The sequence below is a fragment of the Streptomyces sp. V4I8 genome (assembly GCF_041261225.1).
Lineage (GTDB): Bacteria > Actinomycetota > Actinomycetes > Streptomycetales > Streptomycetaceae > Streptomyces.
The window spans coordinates 9843458-9861130 of record NZ_JBGCCN010000001.1; the positions used below are offsets into that span (position 1 = coordinate 9843458).

Sequence of the window (17673 nt, forward strand, 5' to 3'; positions counted from 1 at the left end):
TGCATACGGCACCGCGGCCCGCCGCCGCTCAGAAGTCGGTGGGCAGTCCGCTTGCCTCGGCGATGCCCCGGAGCTCTTCGGTCTGTTTGTGCTGTTCCCGGATGTAGTCGGCGATTTCACGGAGGCGGGCGGGGTCGGAGGCGGTGGTGGCGTCCGTGACGATCCTGACGGGGCCGGTCTCGTCGACGTCGATCTCGACCACTTCGTTGTCCAGACGGCCGGTGACGGCGGTGGCGATGACGAGGGCGGCCTCGTCGCGGACCTCTGGGGGCAGCCCGTCCACGGCCCCGGGGTCGAGCGCTAGGTCGGAGCTGGCGAGGCGTTGCTCGTCGATCGCCTGCAGGACCGGTTGCACCGCGCGCAGCAGGAGGCGGTAGTCCTCCGTGTCCATCCGGATGCGCAGGAGTTCCAGGTACACGTCCACGGCCCGGTCGTCGCCTTGCGGAATCTCCGATTCGCTCATCCGTCCCGTGTTCCCCACAGCGCGCGGCTCAGACAACGAAGCGGTCAAGATCTGTCATGCCCTGGCATGCGGGTGCCTGCCCGCACCCGCGCCCGTGACCGTCGGCGCAAGGCGCCTGTGCTTGCGTGAGCCCTGTACGCGCCCCCTGGCGGAGAGATTGTCTTACCGCGGGATGGGTGGCCGAAACACGCCTCCTATCGCCTCTATCCGTCTCTTGAGGAAGGCAGGGTGGTGACCGTGCTGTTGCGTCTGCCCACGTCTGTGTCCGAAGCGCAGGAGTGTCTGGCCGAGGGGGCTGTGCCGATCGGTGGGGCGACGCTCCTTTGGGCCACTTGGCAGCGGGACGGTTTCCCCGAAGTGGCCATGTCGCTGCGCGAGGTGCCCGAGGCCAATGTCCTGGAGCGCACCACCGTGGGCGGCGCCGTGGTGCTGCATCGAATAGACGACCGAGTGCCGGACGCGTTGCGCCTGGCCGCCGCCCAGGTGGGCACCGGGGCGGTACGGCGGAGCGCGACCGTCGGCGGCAACCTCGTCGGCAGCACGCTTCGCTGCCTGCTTCCCGCGGCCATCGTCCTGGACGCCAGGGCGACGGTGCTGGAAGCCGACGGCATCCGCGAGACGGACCTGTCCGAGGTGGTGGCCAAGCGGCCCGTCCTGCTCGGCCTCCGCTGGCGTGAGCCGGTCGCCAGCGCGTTCTTCAAGCTGGCCGCGGAGGCGGGCGGCCCGCCGCCCCTCGTGGTCGCCGCCGCGGTCCATACCGGCGATGGCGGAAACCGCCGCCTTCGAGTCGCCGTCCGCGACGGCTACGACGTGCTGAGCGGAAGCGCCACCTGCACCCCCGACACGGCGCAGACCCTGCACGCGCTACGAGGCACGGAACTCATCGACCTCTCGTCCGCCGCCTGGGACGTCGTCCGCTCGAAGGTCGCCGCCCTGTTGGCGTGACAGCGACCGCTCCGGGCGCGAGCGCGGGTGCGAAGGCGCGCGTGTGGTGACGCGCGGCGCGGTTGGCTGTGGGCGGCCGGTTGGCTGTGGGCAGTGGAGAACTCAATACATCCCAGTAAGGCCGATTTGAACCAATAGGGCTGGTTGGACCCGTGACGCGCGGGCACTCGGGCGTGGCCGCGGACACGGCCACGGGCAGCGGGCCCGCTCCCGCCGCGCGCCCCGGTCGAGCCACCCTGGAGGTCTCCATGGCCGTTCGCCATCGTCTGATCCACGTCAGCCCGAGTGCGGTATGGGCCGTCCTCGCCGACGGCAACCGGTACGCCGAGTGGGTCGTGGGAACCTCACGGTCGCGGCCGGTCAGCGGGCGATGGCCGCGAACGGGCGCGGTCATTCGCTACGAGGTCCGGCTCGGCCCCCTCCGACTCCTCAACGAGACCATTGTCCGCCGCTGCGAGGACGGCGTGTGCCTGGAGCTGGAGGCGTACGCCGGCGTGTTCGGCACGGCACGCATCGCCATCGAGCTGCGGCCGTGGGGCGAGCAGTGCCTGGTGCTCGTGGACGAGCACCCCCTCCAGGGAGCGGGCGGCCGGTTGCACAATATGGGCTTCGAGGCGCTGATCCAGCTGCGCCACCGCGCCATGCTCGGCCGCCTCGCCCGGCTGTGCGAGAGCGAGGTCCAGGACGCCCACCGCGGTCTGCGGAGGGCGCACGCCGTGTCCGCGGTGCCGGGCGAGGACGGAGTCGGCCATGCCTGACGCCGTGGTGATCGGCGCGGGCCCCAACGGCTTGGTGGCGGCCAACGTGCTGGCGGACGCAGGGTGGAGCGTCGAGGTGCTGGAGGAGCAGCCGGAGCCCGGCGGCGCGGTACGCCACGACCGGGGCGTCGACCCCGCCTTCGTCAACGATCTCTTCAGCTCCTTCTACCCGCTCGCCGCGGCCTCGCCGGTCCTGGCCGCCCTGCGTCTGGAGGACCACGGGCTGCGGTGGAGCCACGCGCCCAGCGTGCTGGCGCATCCCCTCACCGACGGCAGCTGCGCCGTCCTCGACCGCGACGTCGCCGTGACCGCCGCGTCCCTCGAGGCCTTCGCGCCGGGCGACGGGGCCGCCTGGCGGCAACTGCACGACGTGTGGCAGCGCGTGTACCCCGACCTCCTGGACTCGCTGTTCACACCCTTCCCGCCCGTTCGAGCGGCGGCCCGGCTGGCGCTCCGGCTGAGGGCCGCGGGCGGCCTGCGCATGGCGCGCTCCCTGGTACTGCCGGTGCGCCGCATGGGGGAGGAGGAGTTCCGTGGGCAGGGCGGGCGCCTGCTGCTGGCCGGCAGTGCCCTGCACGCCGACCTCGCCCCCGAGTCGGCGGGCAGCGGCGGCTTCGGCTGGCTGATGGCCATGCTCGGACAGACGTACGGCTTCCCCGTCCCCGTCGGCGGCTCCGGCGCCCTGACCCACGCGCTGACCCGACGCCTGAAGACACGGGGAGGACGGGTGCGCTGCGGACAGCGCGTGGAGCGGATCGTCGTCCGCGGCGGGCGGGCCGTCGGCGTCCGTACGGCCGCCGGTGACGCGGTGTCGGCACGCCGGGCGGTACTGGCGGACGTGTCGGTGCCCGCCCTGTACGGCGAACTCCTCGAACCCGAACACGTGCCCGCCCAGCTCCTCGCGGACCTGCGTCGTTTCCAGTGGGACTTCGCCACGTTCAAGGTGGACTGGGCGCTCGACGGCCCGGTGGCATGGCAGGTGGAGCAGGCGTCCCGGGCCGGCACCGTGCACCTCGCCGACGGCGTGGACGAACTCACCCGCTTCGCCGCGCAGATCGCCATGCGGCAGGTCCCGGACCGCCCCTTCCTGCTGTTCGGCCAGATGACCACCGCCGACGCCTCCCGCTCCCCGCTGGGCACCGAATCGGCCTGGGCCTACACCCATGTCCCCCGCGAGATCAGCGCCGACGCCGCCGACGAGGGCGTCACCGGGAGCTGGAACACCAAGGACCAGGAAGTCATGGCCGACCGTGTCGAACGCCAGGTCGAACGCTTCGCGCCCGGCTTCCGCTCCCTGATCCGCGCCCGCCGCATCCTGGCGCCCCCGACCCTGGAGGCCCTCGACAGCAACCTGAGCGGCGGAGCCATCAACGGGGGCACGACCGCCCTGCACCAGCAGCTCCTCTTCCGCCCCGTACCCGGCACCGGACGCCCGGAGACCCCGCTCCCAGGGCTCTATCTCGCCTCCGCCGGGGCCCACCCGGGCGGTGGCGTACACGGCGCACCCGGAGCCAACGCCGCCCGGGCCGCCCTGCATCGCCACCGGCCCCCCGGCCTCGCCCGCGCCCAACGGATCCTGACCCGGCGAGACCGGACCGGAAGCAGATCCTGACCCCCAGGACCGCCGTACATCCGTCCCTCCCGTACGACCGCAGAGAGGGGGCACCCCGTGCGCAGCAGTCCGCTCGCCGGCCGTACGGTCGTCGTCACCGGCGCCGCCCGCGGCGTCGGCGCGGCCCTGGCCCACGAGATCGCCCGGCGCGGCGCGCGGGTGGCCCTGCTCGGCCACGAGAAGGACTCGCTGGAAGCGGTGGCCGCGTCCCTGCCGGGCCCGGCCCTGGCCATCGAGGTCGACGTCACCGACCTCGCCGCCCTGGCCACCGCGGCCCACGCCGTGCGGGCCGGGCTCGGCTGCCCCTCGGCCGTGGTGGCGAATGCCGGCATCGCCGAGGGCGGCCCGTTCCTCGCCTCGCATCCGGCCGCCTGGCGCCGCGTCATCGACGTCAACCTGACCGGCAGCGCCCACACGGCCCGGGCGTTCCTGCCGGACCTGTTCGACACGGCGGGCTACTTCCTCCAGATCGCCTCGCTGGCGTCGATCGGCGCCGTCCCGCTGATGAGCGCCTACTGCGCCTCCAAGGCGGGAGCGGAGGCCTTCGCCCACTCCCTGCGGGCGGAGGTGGCCCACCGCGGAGTCGGCGTGGGCATCGCCTACCTCAACTGGACGGACACCGACATGGTCCGCGACGCCGACCGCTACACCGTCCTGCGCGAACTGCGCACCCACATGCCCCCACCGGCCCGCCGGGTGCACGCCGTGGACATGGTCGCCGTCCGCCTGGCGAAGGGCCTGGAGTGCCGTCGTACGGCCGTGTACGCGCCGCCCTGGCTACGGCTGACCCAGCCGGTGCGCGCGGCCCTGCCCTCCGTCGTACTGCGCGTGTCGCGCCGCGCGCTGCCCCGCATCGAGGACGCGGAGCCCTTCGAGTACACCGGACCACTCGGCGCCGGTGGCCTGGCCGACCGCGTGGCGTCCCGGCCGCGGGCCTGACACCACGACCGGCGACCGGGGGAGAGGAGCTCACGATGGCGAGCGACACGAGCAACACGAGGAAGTCGAGGAAGTCGAGAAAGACGAAGTCGACCAATGCGGCGAAGGCCACGAAGCAGTCGAGCGACGACGGCAGGGGCAAGAAGCTCACCCAGGGCGACCAGGTCACCTGGCACAGCCACGGAAGCACGACGGAGGGCACGGTCGAGCGGAAGATCACCCGACGCACGAAGGCCGCGGGCCGCACCGTGGACGCCTCCCCCGAGGAACCGCAGTACGAGGTGCGCAGCGCGAAGTCCGGCAGGTCGGCCGTCCACAAGCCGTCCGCGCTGCGCAAGAAGTGAGCCGATGCGGGATGCAGACCTTCCTGCCCCACCCCGACTTCCGGCAGACGGCCCTGCTCCTGGACCGGCGCCGGCTGGGCAAGCAGCGCGTGGAGGCACTGCAAGTCCTGCGCGGCCTGACCGTACCCGGCTACGGCTGGCGTCGGCACCCGGCCGTACGGATGTGGACCGGGTACGAGGAGGCACTCGTCCGCTACGGCCTGGAGATCTGCCGCGTCTGGCGGGATCAGGGACACCAGGACAGCTGCGCCGCTTCCCTGGTCGCCGGACTGGCCGCGCACCGGCCGGGCGCCGCCGTCCGTGACCAGGCGGAACTGGCCGCCGCGGGCGAGCTGCCGCCCTGGCTCGGAGACGAGGCCTTCCACGAGAGCCACCGCTCGGCGCTGGTCCGCAAAGACCGGGACGCGTACGCCGGCCTGTTCCCCGGCGTACCCGACGACCTGCCCTACGTATGGCCGGCCTCGGACCGTGAACCACGGCACGCGCCCACCGCCCGGTGAACCACACGACCACCATGCCCGGATCCGGACCGCCATCGCGGACACTGGCAGCAGGAGAGGGGAGGCCGACCGTGCTGACCGCAGTCCGTGAACAACTGGGCCAGGCCCTGTTCCGGCGCGTCGCCGGCCCCGACGGCCCGGCGACGAGCGCCCGCATCCACCACACCCCCGGCCCACGCTGGTTCGGACCCGACCGCCCGATCCGCACGGTCCACGGGGACACCTCGATGTTCATCGGCGGGCTGAGCGCACTGCTCCTGCAGTCCCTTCACCCGCTCGCCATGGCGGCGGTGGCCGGGCACTCCGGTTACCGCGGCGACCCCTGGGGCCGACTGCAGAGAACCAGCACGTTCCTGGCCGTGACGACCTACGGTACCGCCGCCGACGCCCAGCGGGCGGTCGACCACGTCCGCGCCATCCACGAACGCATCCGCGGCACGACGGCCGAGGGCGTGCCCTACCACGCGGCCGACCCGCACCTGCTCGGCTGGGTGCACGCCGCCGAGACGGACAGCTTCCTGCGCGCCCACGAACGCTATGGGGCGCACCCGCTGGATGCCGCCGCCTATGACGCCTACGTCGCCGACACCGCGCGTGTCGCCGAAGCGCTGGGCGTGGTCGACCCCCCGCGCGACCGTGACGAACTCGCCGAACGGCTGTCCGCGTACCGGCCCGAACTGCGGGCCACCCCCGAGACCCGGGCCGCCGCCCGCTTCCTGCTCTTCCAGCCTCCCCTGCCCCTCGCGGTGCGGCCCTTCTACGGCGGGCTGGCCGCGAACGCCGTCGTGCTGCTCCCGCCCTGGGCCCGCGGCATGCTGTGGCTGCCCCGGCTGCCGGTCGTCGAGGACCTCGCCGTACGCCCCACCGGCCAGGCCCTCACCCGCACCATCCGCTGGGCCATGACCCCACAGCGCCCGTCCCGGCCGACCTGAGCCGTCCCTTGCGCATAATCGGTTGCCTGCCGGCGATGGTGCCGGATGCAATGTCCGGCATGATCACTCGGGCGCGCCCGCCACGGCGAGATGAGATGAACGCGTACTCCTGCCGGGCGCCCCTGTGCGATCTGGGCCAACGGCAGCTGAATCGTCACGCGGGAGACGCCAGCGCATGAACACGCCACCATCGCCACCCGGAGCGGAGCGGACCGACGGATCATCCGTCCGGATCGGCGTTCTCGCTCCGCTCACCCGGCCCGGCTGGGCCGAGGCGGGCCGCCACTTGCTCGCCGGACTCGAACTGGCCGTCGGCGAAGTCAACGGCGCCGGCGGGATCGGCGGACGCCCCCTCCAGCTGCTGGTCCGAGACACCGCGGCTGATCCGCGGAAGGCCGCGGCGGCCGTGGACGAATTGGCCGGCCTGGGCGTGGCCGCCCTGGCGGGGGAGTATCACAGCGTCGTCGCTCGCGCCGCTGCCACCAGGGCCGATGCCCTCGGCCTGCCGTTCCTCTGCTCGTCAGCGGTTCTCGACGCGCTCACCGAACAGCCGACGCGATGGGTCGCGCGCCTCTCCCCGCCGCAGTCCCGTGGCTGGCAGCTCTACGCGGACTTCCTCCTCGGCGCGGGCCACAGGCGCATCGCCGTGGCAGCCCAGCCGAGTGTCTACTGGGCGTCCGGGGCGCGCATCCTCCGGGACCACCTCGCTCCCCGCGGCGGCACCGTCATCGACCTCGACATGGGCGCGCTCACCCCCACGGCTGTGTGCGACGAACTCGTCGACCGTCGCGCCACAGCCCTCCTCCTTCTGGTCGGCCACCCGGAGCCGGCCGTGTCCATCGTCCAGTCCGTCCGTCGCGACCAGCGCCTCACCGAGAGCCTGATCGGTGCTCCGGCCGGGCAACCGGAGTTCGCCGAATGGGCGACGTCGCTCGGCGACGACGGCGCCGCGATCCCGTTCCTGCGCTACCTGCCCGAGCGCCTCAGCCCACTCGGCGCGCGAGTCGGGGCGGCCCTCCGCGAGCGGCTGCCCGAAGCTCCCTCCTTCGTCGCCTTCGAGGGCTACGACACGATCACCGTCCTCGCCGACGTGCTGCGTTCTCACGGCCCGGACCGGGCGCTCACCGCCGACTCCTGGCCGCACGTCGCGGTCGAAGGCACCCGCGGGCGGATCCAGTTCTCCCGCACGCCAGGCATCAGCGTCTGGCAGTGGGCTGAGGCCCCAGTCCAGGTCGTGGACCGGGATCCGGCGGCACCCGACCGCTTTCGGATCCTGCACGCCGGCTGAGAGCCCAGGTTCGGGCGGTCGCGCGAATGCCTTGTGCCGCATCAGCCGCATGAGCCGCATCAGCCGCTCGGGGGCAACTGTCCGAAGACACGAGGCTCATGGCGGTCTCACGAATGGTCGGATGGCGGTACAGCTCCCTCAGCCGCAGCGAGGGCAGGCCACGCGCGCGCAGTGCGGCGCCGATGCGACGGCGAACAGGGAGTTGCCGCCCAGTTCGAAGAAGTCGTCGTCGGGCGGCCGGGATACTGCTGACCGACGTCACGATCCTCCTGGAGACGGTCCAGGGCGAGGGCGGACTCCACACGGCACCCCGCCGCTGGCTGGCCCGGATCCGTGAACTCGCCGACACCACCGGCACGTTGGTGATCGTGGACGACATCCAGGCAGGCTGCGGCCGTACCGGCACCTTCTTCAGTTTCGAGGACACTCCCGAACTCCGCCCCGAGCTGGTGTGCCTGCCGAAATCGCTCAGCGGCATGGGCCTGCCGATGGCCGCCCTGCTGATCCGCCCCGAGACCGGCCGATGGACCTCCGGCGGGCACAACGGCACCTTCCGGGGCCACAACCTCGCCTTCGTGGCCGGCGCCGCGGCCTGGGCCACTGGACCGACCCGCTGTTCACCGCCCACGCCGCCGAACTGTCCGATGCCGTCCGCAGCGGCCTCGCGAGCATCACCGACGCACTCCCGGCCGGGGTCGCCGAAACCGCCGACAGGGTGCGACGAGCCCTGTTCCACGCCGGCGTCGTGGCCGAGACCTCGGGTCTCGGCCACGTCCTGAAGCTCCTGCCACCGCACACGATGTCACTCACCGACTGGAAGGCGGTGGCGGACATCCTCGCCGACACTGTCCTCACCACGGCTGGCGCGCCCGCATCGCGCTCACCCACTGTGGGAGAGCGGTGACTGCCCACCAGCGATCAGAGCGAGGCGTCGTCGGTCAGCGAAGGCAGGGCGTAGGGCGCAGGACCATGAGCGTGCCTTCCAAGGCCGCCACCATGGCAAAGGGAAACCGGTCGAGCTCAAGACAGAGTGCGACATCATCGGGATGGACTCCTTGACGCACACCATCCGCCAGTTCGGCGGCGGCACGCGACGCGGCGGCGCGGCGGAGGAACTCGGCAGCATCCGCCCCAGTCCCGACGGCTCTACCGGCGATGTACTGGGCACACGCCAGGTCTTCCTCGGCCTGACCGTCTTCGCCGGTGACCACGAACGTGACACGGTCACACTCCCGGCTCCGCACGAGCCGAGCCGTTGCCTCCGCCACCACGAAGCCGGCGCACAGCACCAGCGACGCCTCCTTGACCGCAAGGGCCCCGACCGTCCCCGCCGTGGTCTTCTGCACAACGGTCCGTCCGCCGAGGTCGACAGATCGCAGCAGGCCCGGCGAGTTGACGGCGTCGAACCCGGGCGCGGGCGGACCGTCTTTGAGCGCCACCCATTCCGGGTGGCGAGCCTTCAGCGCCAGAGCTTCGTCCAGTGACTCGGCAAGAACGATCCTCTCCGCCCCCTGGGCAAAGGCCCAGGCAGCCACAGTGAAAGCACGCATCACATCGACCACGACCGCCACGGACGGGGCTTCGACGAGCTCGGCGATACCAAGGAAACGAGCGTCCATTCCGATCATTGTCGCAGCTGCGTCGTTGCGGAAGGCGCGTCTCTCGGTGTCGGCGGTGAACCGGTCGGTGCCAAGCACGGTCAAACCCTTCCGGGTTCCCCGGCCCTCCGCCGACCGGGCAAGGCCGGCCTCGACGCGGCCAGGGCCGAGGCCGGAGGCGCGCCGAGGCGGTCCAGGGCCTGTCCGGCGGAGCTTGCCGGACAGGCCCTGGACCGGGGGGATCAGCGCTTGAGCGTGAAGGTGAAGTCGCCGGAGAGCTTGCCGCTCAGCCGGACCGCCGAGACGAGCCTCCCCTCCGCGATCAGCCGCTCGACCTCGGCCCGGGACAGACCGCAACCCTCAGCGATCAGTCGCACCGGCCGGACAGGGATCCGTGCCGCGAAGCGGACCGACACGTCGATCACCTCGTGGTCCAGGTGATCCGATCCGCCGGTGTCGAGGCGCCAGGCGCCCGCCCAGTCGAGGGCGATGCGATTACGGCGCTGCACGACCGGATCCTGGAGCAACTCGGCTGCCAGGCCAAGGTCGTTGTCATGCAGCCGGTCCAGCAGCTCCGGCCGTACGGAGCGCACATGCACCCGCTCCAGGACCGTGAGCTTCGCCGTTTCCCCGCAAGCCGTACAGAGCACGAGGAGCCAGACGTCGATGAGCTTGTGGTGTGCGTTGACGCGAAATTTACCGCCGGCCCGGAAGCGCTCGGACGCGCACGTGTGGCATCGGCGCAGAACGAGCGGCAGGCAGGTGGGCATGACAACCCAGTTGTTGAGCACAGAAGTACACCGGTTTCAGTGAGAATTCGGCAGCAGAAAGGAGCGCGGCGCATATGCGCGACGCGCGACGAATCAGCGCTCGGGGGGTCTCACACGGTGTACAACGGCACGTCCTTGATCAGACGACTTGGGTCGGCAGCACGGTAATGGCGCACAGCGGCGCCGTTCCACTGATTTTCAACTCGGTGTGGAGCCGTTGCCCCAGCCCGTGCTGCCGACGGCGTTCAACTGGTCGGTTTCCACTGCTGCTCGGGAGCGTCCCAGTCGGTGATGCAGGCCGACTGGATGGCCCGCGCGCCGTTGGCGATGCTGCCGCCGCCTTCGGTCGACAGGCACCTGGCGCTCTTGCCGTTCTTGAGCCGGCCGCCCGCGGCACGGGCCCACTGCTGCTCGGGGGCATCCCAGTCGGTGATGCAGGTGGACTGGATGGCCTGCGCGCCGTTGGCGGTACTGCCGCCGCCTTCGGTCGACAGGCACTTGCCGGTCTTGACGTTCTTGAGCATGTTGGACGAGGGACCGGCCCAGTACCACCGCTGCTCGTCACCCCCGTTGCAGGTCCACTGGACGGCGCGGGTGCCGTTCACCGCGCTGCCGCCGTTGTCGAGGGACAGGCACTTCCCGCTCTTCACGTTGACGAACTCGTACGTGGGCCGCCCTGTCCCCGTCGACTCGGAGGCCGACGCGGTCGGGGAGGCCTCCGTCTCGCCGGAGGAGGCAGGGGCATCGGCCTCAGGCGTCTGGCTCCGGGCGGAACCCGCCCCCTCCTCGGCCTGCTCGCCCGTCTCCTTCTCGTCCGAGCCACCGGACTCGCTCGCCCGGGGGCTGCCGGCCTCATGCGACGGGGTGTCGTCGTCCCCCCGGGACGCCGTCGGTTCGGCCGGAGAGGCAACGGCGGCGTCCTTGCCGAGGTCGTCGCCGGAGTCGGTGCCGATGGTCAGGTAGGTGACACCTCCACCGGCGAGGAGCACCGCGGCCGCGACGGCGGCGATCGTCAGCGAGCGGTTGCGGCGCGACCCGGGCCCGGCGGGGGACCGTTCGTCGATGTTCGGCGCCTGGGGCTGGGCCTGGACCGAGACGGCATCCCGGTTCAGCTCCGGGGGAGGGCCGAACGCTCCCGCCGCCGCGGGCGGACGTAGGCCCCCCTCGGGCGCCGAGGGCGCCGAGGGCGCCGTGGGCGTGAACGGTGTGAAGGGCGCGGAGGGCGTCTCGGATGCGTGCGCGGAGGGGGCGGCGCGGCTGAGGCGCATGGTGCCGGGTGCGTCGGAGGACACCGGCAGGGGCTGGTCCGTGGCGATCGCGGTGAGGAGCCGCGCAGCCTGCGTCGCGTCAGGACGGGACGCGGGGTCCTTTTCCAGCAGAGCGTGCAGGGCCGGGGTGAGCGGGCCGGCCCGGCGCGGCTCGGGCAGTGGTTCGGTGACGATCGCGGTGATGGTCGACCAGGTGGAAGTGCGGCGGAACGGAGTGCCGCCCTCGACGGCGGCGTACAGCGTGGCGCCCAGCGACCAGATGTCCGAAGGAGGGCCTGGCTGCTCTCCGCGGGCCCGTTCGGGCGCGAGGTAGTCGAGGGAGCCGACGAGTTCACCGCTGCGCGTGAGGTGGGTGTCAGCGCCGTCACCGGGATCGTCGATGGACGCGATGCCGAAGTCGGTCAGTACCACCCGGCCTCCGCGTTCGAGCAGGATGTTGCCGGGCTTGACATCCCGGTGGAGCACGCCGGCACGGTGGGCGGCGGCCAAGGCGTCGAGGACCTTGGCGCCGATCTCGGCCGCGTACCGGGGATCGAGGGCGCCTTGCCTGCGCACCACGTCGTCCAGCGAGGCGCCCTCGATCAACTCCATGACGATGACAGGGTGGCCCTCGTGGTCGGTGACGTCGTGCACGGCCACCACCCCGGAGTGCCGGACCCGGGCCGCCGCGCGGGCTTCGCGCTGCATGCGCAGCCTCATCCCGGCCAGCCGGTCCGCGTCGTCCCCGTCGGCGAAGGCACGGAGTTCCTTCACCGCGACCTCCCGGCCCAGGGTTTCATCGACGGCCCGCCACACGGTTCCCATGCCGCCGCGTCCCAGCCGCTCCACGGTGCGGTAGCGGCCGGCGATCAGCCTGCCGTCACCCTTCGGATGACTTTCCCCCGTCACTGCCACTGCCCGCCTCGAGGTTGATCTCCTGTACGAGAGGCAGCCTAACGGGGTAACTGGTGCCGGTGAGTTGACGGGTCACCGTCTCGAACACGCCGACCGCCCCGGATACCGCGGCCCGCGGTACTGCCGGCTCCGGCTCAGGCGACTCCTGGGTGAACGCCCGACGCCCCTCCAATGGCGCACAACAGAACACCCTGGTGCCATGTTCATCGTTGGGCCGAACATGAAGATCATCGCTACTGCTGCGCTTGCCGGTGCCGCTCTCCTCACGGCCGCCCTCCCCGCCTCAGCAGACGACGGACCCGTTGACTTCGGCATCTTCCAGGGCGTCAACGACACCAAGGGCTCAGGTTTCACGGACCCGAGCCCGACCTGGGGTCGGACAGACAGCGAATCGAGCGCAACCGTCCCGAAGTCTGCCCTGACCATGCTGGTGGACGGCCTGACGACACCCAGCCGGCGCTGACCGGACCCCGCCTCCAAGTTCGGTGAGAGAGGCGCGAGTTCACTATCAGGGAGAGGCCCTGCCTACGGCGTGCCGGGAAGCCGGACCGTGACGAGGAGACCGCCGGCGGGGCGGGGGACGAGGTCGAGGGTCCCGTCGTGGGCGCGGACGATGCTGTGCACGATGGCCAGACCGAGCCCGACGCCGGCGTGCTCGTCGGCGCGTACGCGTTCCGTTCCGCGCTGGAAGGGTTCGGTCAGGGTCGGTACCAGTTCCGGTGGGAGCGGAGGACCCGTGTTCTCGACCCGCAGCACGCTTGTGTCGCCGTGGGCTTCGGTGCGGACCGTCACGGTGCCGCCGGCGGGGAGGTTGTGGACGATGGCGTTCTGGACGAGGTTCGTCACCATCCGCGGCAGAAGCTCCGCGGAGCCGCTGGTCGGGGCCGCTCCGCCGGTGACGTCGAGCGTGATTCCGCGCTGTTCGGCGAGGGGGAGCAGGGTTTCGGCGGCCTCTTCGGCGACGAGGGAGAGGTCGACGCTCCCGCGGCTGAAGTTCCCGCGCTCGCTGCGGCTGAGCAGCAGGAGCGCCTCGGTGAGATCGATCGCGCGCGTGTTGACGGCCTGCAGGCGTTGGAAGAGTTCGTCGTGGTCCCGCGTGGGGTCCCTGCGGGCGACGTCGAGCAGTGTCCGTGAGATGGCCAGCGGGGTGCGCAGTTCATGGGAGGCGTTCGCGGCGAACCTCTGCTGCTCGGCGACGTGCGATTCGAGTTGTTCGAGCATGGTGTCGAACGCGTCGGCGAGTTCCCGGAATTCGTCCTGGCGGCCTTCCATGCGGATCCGGTGGGCCAGCGATCCCTTCCCGGCCACCCGTGCCGCGGCCGTGATCCGGTTGAGCGGTGCGAGCATCCGGCCGGCGAGGATCCATCCCCCGACGAGGCCGAACACGAGCAGGAAGACCATCGCCACGGCCGCGGCGGGGGCGAAGGTGCGCACCAGGAGGTAGCGGTTGGGTGAGATCCCGAGCAGGCCCTGGGAGTTGTCGGGTACGTAGCGCAGCAGGAACCCCCACACCACGGCCAGCAGGAGAGCGCCGGCGACGGCGAGGAACCCCGCGTAGCTCAGGGTGAGTTTCAGTCGGGCACTGAGCCCGGGGCGTCTACGCATGCGTACCGCCGGGGCGCGCGGTGTCGGGGCCGCTGTCGATGCGGTAGCCGACACCCGGGACCGTGGCGATGATCCATGGTTCGCCGAGCCGTTTGCGCAGTGCGGAGACGGTGATGCGCACGGCGTTGGTGAGGGGGTCGGCGTTCTCGTCCCAGGCCCGTTCCAGCAGCTCCTCGGCACTGACGACCCCGCCCTCGGCGGCGACGAGGACCTCCAGCACGGCGAACTGCTTGCGGGTGAGCGCGACGTAGCGTCCGTCGCGGAAGACCTCCCGGCGGAAGGGATCGAGCCGCAGGCCCGCGATCTCACGGACCGGAGGCCGGGCGTGCGCCCGTCTGCGGTCGAGCGCCCGCAGACGCAGGACGAGCTCCCGCAGCTCGAACGGTTTGGTGAGGTAGTCGTCGGCGCCGAGCTCGAACCCGGAAGCCTTGTCGTCGATCCGGTCGGCGGCGGTGAGCATGAGGATCGGGATGCCGCTGCCGGAGGCGACGATGCGCCGGGCGACCTCGTCGCCGGAGGGGCCGGGGATGTCGCGGTCGAGGACCGCGAGGTCATAGGAGTGGACGCTGAGCAGTTCCAGGGCGGAGTCGCCGTCGCCGGCGATGTCGGCGGCGATCGCCTCCAGCCGCAGACCGTCACGGACGGCCTCGGCCAGGTAGGGCTCGTCCTCCACGATCAGTACGCGCATGTCCGAAGCCTAAGCAGCACGACATATCGCCGACGTATGCGAAGACATCGGTACACCGGACACGCGAGTCAGCCCGCCGGCGTCGGCGCGGCGCGCACTTGCTCCGACGGCACCTTCTCCGTGGTGCGCCACCAGCGGCGCGACGCCAGCGCGGCCAGCACGGCGCCGGCGGCGTTGACCAGTACGTCGTCCACGGAGGACACCCGGTCCAGCCGCAGGACGTACTGTGCGGTCTCGACCAGGACCGAGCAGCCCGCCCCGAGCGCCAGGATCCGCGGCACGGAAGCCGGCGCCGCGAACCGCATCGGGGCGAAGAAACCCAGCGACGCGAAGACCAGCAGGTTGCCGACGATCCCGAGCGGCCCCATCGTGACCAGGTCCCGCAGCGGCACCAGGCTCACCCGGGCGGGAGCGGTGCCGGCCCCGCCGCCCGGCATCATGGTCAGCCACAGGAACGGCACCGTGCCGTGGACCATGCCCACCTCGGCCAGCGACATCCGCCACGCCCACGCCGATGTGACACCGGCGGCGCGCCGACGGCGCGCCAGAGCCCACGCCACCAGCACGGCCAACGGCAGCGCGACCAACGTCATGAGCACCACACCGTTGAACGTGTCGAGGCAGCCGTGCCAGCGCCCGGCCATGCACATCGGAGCGGACATCATGAGGGGTCTCCGCACGACGAACACGGCGCTCGCCACGCCGAGGATCGCCAGGCCGAGAAACAGGGTCCTCCGCGCGCGGCGGAGCGGTGCTGACGGGGATGCGTCGCGGTTCATGCCCCCATTGGAGACGGGGGGTGGTTGCGGTGCCGTATGCGATTTTCGATACGCCGGCGATACACGAAGAGCGGGTGCACTCGTCGCGGACCCGGGGTCAGAAGGACACCGTCCACCCCTCGCGACGCGCCTCGGCTTCCGTGTACGACACACCGTGGACCTTGAGCCCGGAAGGGTCGAGCAGGGTGATCGCCCCACCCTGGTTGCCGAGTGCGAAGCCGTTTCCGCTCTGGACGACTACGGTCGCGCCCGCGTCGACGTGCTCTGCGGGCAGCGGAAGCATGTGATCGTTCTCATCGGCCAGTTGCCAGCCGTTGAGGTTGACGGGGTCGGGTGAGGCGTTGATCAGGGTCACCGTCTCCCGCTCGGGGGTCGGGCCCTTGGGGTTGACCATGGCGGCCAGGATGCGTACTTCGGCCTCGCGCTCGACGGGGCGGACAGGTGCTGTCTCGATGCGGTGGCCGGTCTGCTCGTCGGTGTGCCAGGCCTGGGACTGGAAGGCCAGGAACACGGCCGCCCAGCGCGATTCGGCGGGGAAGTGGAGTATCAGTGCGCCGTCCTGCCAGACTCCGTTGGTCGGACGGAACTGTCCTACGCTGCCCTGGTTCATATGGATGTCGTGCACACCATTGCCGGGCTCGAAGCCGAACACCTTGTCGCGCTTGTTGCGTTCCGGCCCCCATCGCTCGCCGAAGAGATACAGAGCGGCGGTGGGATCGCCGATCGCACGCTCGATGTAGTGGTCCAGCCTGTCGGACAGGTCGTTGTCGGGGCCGACCACGTCAGGGGGCAGCTCGCGCATCGATTCCGGGGCGAAGAGATTGCCGCGGATGAAGTCCAGGCTCGCCGTGCCCGGCCGGGACTGCAGCTCCGTCCATCCACTCCCTGCCGGAGGAAGCTGCGCGGTCACGGGATGCCGGAAATCGTCGATGGCCAGGAACAGCAGCTCGGAGGGAGCCTGCTGGGACTGGACGTTGACCGCACCGCGGTAGTGCGTGCCCCTCCCGTCGGTGAGGTGCAGCTGGTAGTGCGGGGTGTCGTCGGGCGCCCCTTCGCGGCGCCGTTCGACGACCTTGCACGCCAGCACTCCGTAGTTCTTCAAAGGCATGAGTCATCCCTCCGCCGGTACTCAAGCCGGAACGAAGCCGGTATGGAAAAGGGGAAAGAGGCTAGAGATCGAGGACCACCCAGGCGGGATCGTGATCCGATCCGTCACCGCCATGCTTGGTACGTCGGTCGATGTGAGAGCTCTTGTGCCGTGTCGTAAGGCTGTCGCTGAGCCAGATCTGGTCGAACAGCTCGTACTTGGCGGGTTGTCCGGATTCCTTGAATCGATGGGTCCACGACCCCGAGGCAGGCGGCGGAGGATCGTCGGGCTTGGCTTCCCGGGTCTCCTCCGGATGCGCGAGCGCCTCCGTCAGGCTCAACTGGCGCGTCGGCTCAGCCAGTTTGGCGAGCGTCGGTGCGTCAGGAGTGTCGTTCATGTCGCCGAGCACGATGTAGCGCCCATCGGGGCGGGTCCGTTCGCCGATGATCCGGACGATGGTGTCCACCTGGCGGGTGCGTAGCTCGTCGGCGAGGCGCTTGGCCTCCTCGGGATCGCTGTCCCGGTCGACGAACTGGCTCTTGAGATGGTTGTTGAAGACGGTCAGCAGATGCTTGTCGGGGGCACGGGGATCCAGTATGTGCACTTCCAGCAGATCCCGGCTGAAGACGCGCCTACCGGGCACATCCGGATGGACCGCGTGTTGCCAGGAGGTCACCGCCCCGACCGGGAATTTGGACAGGACGGCAACATCGATGAGGCGGGGATCATTGCCCTCGATCAGCGAGAGGTGCGGGTAGGCGCCGCCGAGGTGCTGAGCAGCGAAAAAGCGCAGGGTGTCGATGTCCTCGACTTCCTGCACGGCCAGTATGTCCAGGTCCATTTCGCTGATCCGTCGGGCGAGCACCTTCTGTTCCTCGGGCTCTATTCCCTTGACCAGCCTGCCTTTGTACGTACGGATCCGCACGCTCTCAGGGTCGTCGAAGACATAGCTGGAGGTCAGCCGTTCCTCGTCGTCAACCGGATGGACCGCCGAGATCTCTGCCTGGAAGTTGAACCGTGAAAAGAGATTGTTGAGGTTGAAGGTTCCTACGGCGACATCCATGGTGACCTCCGCGATCGACCATTTTGCCCCGGTTGCCCCGAACATATTCAGCGTAACCCGATCGGCCAACGGACGAAAACGGAGCAAATGGCGCGGCTGTTGAATGCGTAACGGGCCGGTGACCGCGGCCGTTTCCAAGG

General features: G+C 70.9%; 18 protein-coding genes and 1 pseudogene. 10 read left to right on the forward strand and 9 right to left on the reverse strand.

Annotated features, from left to right (window positions below; translation table 11 throughout):
• Nucleotides 1-28: 28 nt before the first annotated feature.
• On the reverse strand, nucleotides 29-463 hold the full coding sequence (locus tag ABIE67_RS44725) for a hypothetical protein (RefSeq protein ID WP_370267507.1): 435 nt from the start codon (nucleotides 461-463) through the stop codon (nucleotides 29-31).
• Nucleotides 464-700: 237 nt separating this feature from the next.
• Here ABIE67_RS44725 and ABIE67_RS44730 point away from each other — a divergent pair, with 237 nt between their 5' ends.
• The 9 genes and pseudogenes from ABIE67_RS44730 to ABIE67_RS44770 all read left to right on the forward strand — a co-directional run bounded on the left by ABIE67_RS44730 (nucleotide 701) and on the right by ABIE67_RS44770 (nucleotide 8560).
• Nucleotides 701-1408 (forward strand): FAD binding domain-containing protein, encoded by a 708-nt coding sequence (locus ABIE67_RS44730; RefSeq protein ID WP_370269572.1) that lies wholly within the window; start codon nucleotides 701-703, stop codon nucleotides 1406-1408.
• Nucleotides 1409-1656: 248 nt separating this feature from the next.
• The gene (locus ABIE67_RS44735) at nucleotides 1657-2166 is read left to right on the forward strand and encodes an SRPBCC family protein (protein WP_370269576.1); all 510 of its coding nucleotides are present in this window, start codon (nucleotides 1657-1659) and stop codon (nucleotides 2164-2166) included.
• Nucleotides 2159-3778, forward strand: a complete 1620-nt coding sequence (locus ABIE67_RS44740) for a phytoene desaturase family protein (protein ID WP_370267509.1) — start codon at nucleotides 2159-2161, stop codon at nucleotides 3776-3778. Before ABIE67_RS44735 ends, ABIE67_RS44740 begins: the two co-directional genes overlap by 8 nt.
• Before the next feature lie 57 nt (nucleotides 3779-3835).
• Complete coding sequence (locus tag ABIE67_RS44745; RefSeq protein WP_370267511.1) at nucleotides 3836-4717, forward strand: SDR family oxidoreductase; 882 nt, start codon at nucleotides 3836-3838, stop codon at nucleotides 4715-4717.
• 140 nt (nucleotides 4718-4857) lie between these two features.
• Nucleotides 4858-5061 (forward strand): annotated as a pseudogene (locus ABIE67_RS44750) (DUF2945 domain-containing protein); the annotation flags it as partial.
• Between the two features lie 11 nt (nucleotides 5062-5072).
• Complete coding sequence (locus tag ABIE67_RS44755; protein WP_370267513.1) at nucleotides 5073-5561, forward strand: MSMEG_6728 family protein; 489 nt, start codon at nucleotides 5073-5075, stop codon at nucleotides 5559-5561.
• A 71-nt stretch (nucleotides 5562-5632) separates the two neighbouring features.
• Entirely contained in the window at nucleotides 5633-6493 is an 861-nt protein-coding gene (locus ABIE67_RS44760) for an oxygenase MpaB family protein (protein WP_370267515.1), read from the forward strand.
• Between the two features lie 175 nt (nucleotides 6494-6668).
• Entirely contained in the window at nucleotides 6669-7781 is a 1113-nt protein-coding gene (locus ABIE67_RS44765) for an ABC transporter substrate-binding protein (protein ID WP_370267519.1), read from the forward strand.
• A 98-nt stretch (nucleotides 7782-7879) separates the two neighbouring features.
• Nucleotides 7880-8560, forward strand: a complete 681-nt coding sequence (locus ABIE67_RS44770; RefSeq protein WP_370267524.1) for an aminotransferase class III-fold pyridoxal phosphate-dependent enzyme — start codon at nucleotides 7880-7882, stop codon at nucleotides 8558-8560.
• 159 nt (nucleotides 8561-8719) lie between these two features.
• On the opposite strand, the gene ABIE67_RS44775 is transcribed toward ABIE67_RS44770, so the two are convergent.
• From ABIE67_RS44775 to ABIE67_RS44785, 3 genes are all read right to left on the reverse strand, one after another.
• Nucleotides 8720-9400, reverse strand: coding sequence for a 2-phosphosulfolactate phosphatase (locus ABIE67_RS44775; RefSeq protein WP_370269581.1), 681 nt, complete (start codon nucleotides 9398-9400; stop codon nucleotides 8720-8722).
• A gap of 221 nt (nucleotides 9401-9621) precedes the next feature.
• Nucleotides 9622-10149: a DUF1062 domain-containing protein gene (locus ABIE67_RS44780; protein WP_370267527.1), complete on the reverse strand. Its 528-nt coding sequence runs from the start codon at nucleotides 10147-10149 to the stop codon at nucleotides 9622-9624.
• A 245-nt stretch (nucleotides 10150-10394) separates the two neighbouring features.
• Nucleotides 10395-12221, reverse strand: a complete 1827-nt coding sequence (locus ABIE67_RS44785; protein ID WP_370269585.1) for an RICIN domain-containing protein — start codon at nucleotides 12219-12221, stop codon at nucleotides 10395-10397.
• 289 nt (nucleotides 12222-12510) lie between these two features.
• On the opposite strand from ABIE67_RS44785, the gene ABIE67_RS44790 reads away from it, so the two are divergent.
• The gene (locus tag ABIE67_RS44790) at nucleotides 12511-12774 is read left to right on the forward strand and encodes a hypothetical protein (RefSeq protein ID WP_370267529.1); all 264 of its coding nucleotides are present in this window, start codon (nucleotides 12511-12513) and stop codon (nucleotides 12772-12774) included.
• 62 nt (nucleotides 12775-12836) lie between these two features.
• Here ABIE67_RS44790 and ABIE67_RS44795 read toward each other — a convergent pair whose 3' ends face one another.
• From ABIE67_RS44795 to ABIE67_RS44815, 5 genes are all read right to left on the reverse strand, one after another.
• Nucleotides 12837-13916 carry a sensor histidine kinase gene (locus ABIE67_RS44795; protein WP_370267533.1) on the reverse strand — a complete coding sequence of 360 codons (1080 nt, stop codon included), beginning with the start codon at nucleotides 13914-13916 and terminating at the stop codon, nucleotides 12837-12839.
• Entirely contained in the window at nucleotides 13909-14604 is a 696-nt protein-coding gene (locus tag ABIE67_RS44800) for a response regulator transcription factor (protein ID WP_370267535.1), read from the reverse strand. Before ABIE67_RS44800 ends, ABIE67_RS44795 begins: the two co-directional genes overlap by 8 nt.
• A gap of 68 nt (nucleotides 14605-14672) precedes the next feature.
• Nucleotides 14673-15383, reverse strand: a complete 711-nt coding sequence (locus ABIE67_RS44805) for a VanZ family protein (RefSeq protein WP_370267537.1) — start codon at nucleotides 15381-15383, stop codon at nucleotides 14673-14675.
• Nucleotides 15384-15480: 97 nt separating this feature from the next.
• Nucleotides 15481-16491, reverse strand: coding sequence for a DUF2278 family protein (locus ABIE67_RS44810; RefSeq protein ID WP_370267539.1), 1011 nt, complete (start codon nucleotides 16489-16491; stop codon nucleotides 15481-15483).
• A gap of 61 nt (nucleotides 16492-16552) precedes the next feature.
• On the reverse strand, nucleotides 16553-17671 hold the full coding sequence (locus tag ABIE67_RS44815; RefSeq protein ID WP_370267542.1) for an endonuclease/exonuclease/phosphatase family protein: 1119 nt from the start codon (nucleotides 17669-17671) through the stop codon (nucleotides 16553-16555).
• Nucleotides 17672-17673: the final 2 nt, after the last annotated feature.

What these genes read in the sequence shown, in the direction of transcription:
- ABIE67_RS44740 (WP_370267509.1), top strand. Translation starts at nt 2,159, where the DNA reads ATGCCTGACGCCGTGGTGATCGGCGCGGGCCCCAACGGCTTGGTGGCG.
- ABIE67_RS44755 (WP_370267513.1), top strand. Translation starts at nt 5,073, where the DNA reads ATGCAGACCTTCCTGCCCCACCCCGACTTCCGGCAGACGGCCCTGCTC.
- ABIE67_RS44735 (WP_370269576.1), top strand. Translation starts at nt 1,657, where the DNA reads ATGGCCGTTCGCCATCGTCTGATCCACGTCAGCCCGAGTGCGGTATGG.
- ABIE67_RS44800 (WP_370267535.1), bottom strand. Translation starts at nt 14,604, where the DNA reads ATGCGCGTACTGATCGTGGAGGACGAGCCCTACCTGGCCGAGGCCGTC.
- ABIE67_RS44725 (WP_370267507.1), bottom strand. Translation starts at nt 463, where the DNA reads ATGAGCGAATCGGAGATTCCGCAAGGCGACGACCGGGCCGTGGACGTG.
- ABIE67_RS44765 (WP_370267519.1), top strand. Translation starts at nt 6,669, where the DNA reads ATGAACACGCCACCATCGCCACCCGGAGCGGAGCGGACCGACGGATCA.
- ABIE67_RS44775 (WP_370269581.1), bottom strand. Translation starts at nt 9,400, where the DNA reads ATGGACGCTCGTTTCCTTGGTATCGCCGAGCTCGTCGAAGCCCCGTCC.
- ABIE67_RS44810 (WP_370267539.1), bottom strand. Translation starts at nt 16,491, where the DNA reads ATGCCTTTGAAGAACTACGGAGTGCTGGCGTGCAAGGTCGTCGAACGG.
- ABIE67_RS44770 (WP_370267524.1), top strand. Translation starts at nt 7,880, where the DNA reads ATGGCGGTCTCACGAATGGTCGGATGGCGGTACAGCTCCCTCAGCCGC.
- ABIE67_RS44790 (WP_370267529.1), top strand. Translation starts at nt 12,511, where the DNA reads ATGTTCATCGTTGGGCCGAACATGAAGATCATCGCTACTGCTGCGCTT.
- ABIE67_RS44805 (WP_370267537.1), bottom strand. Translation starts at nt 15,383, where the DNA reads ATGAACCGCGACGCATCCCCGTCAGCACCGCTCCGCCGCGCGCGGAGG.
- ABIE67_RS44785 (WP_370269585.1), bottom strand. Translation starts at nt 12,221, where the DNA reads ATGGGAACCGTGTGGCGGGCCGTCGATGAAACCCTGGGCCGGGAGGTC.
- ABIE67_RS44795 (WP_370267533.1), bottom strand. Translation starts at nt 13,916, where the DNA reads ATGCGTAGACGCCCCGGGCTCAGTGCCCGACTGAAACTCACCCTGAGC.
- ABIE67_RS44780 (WP_370267527.1), bottom strand. Translation starts at nt 10,149, where the DNA reads ATGCCCACCTGCCTGCCGCTCGTTCTGCGCCGATGCCACACGTGCGCG.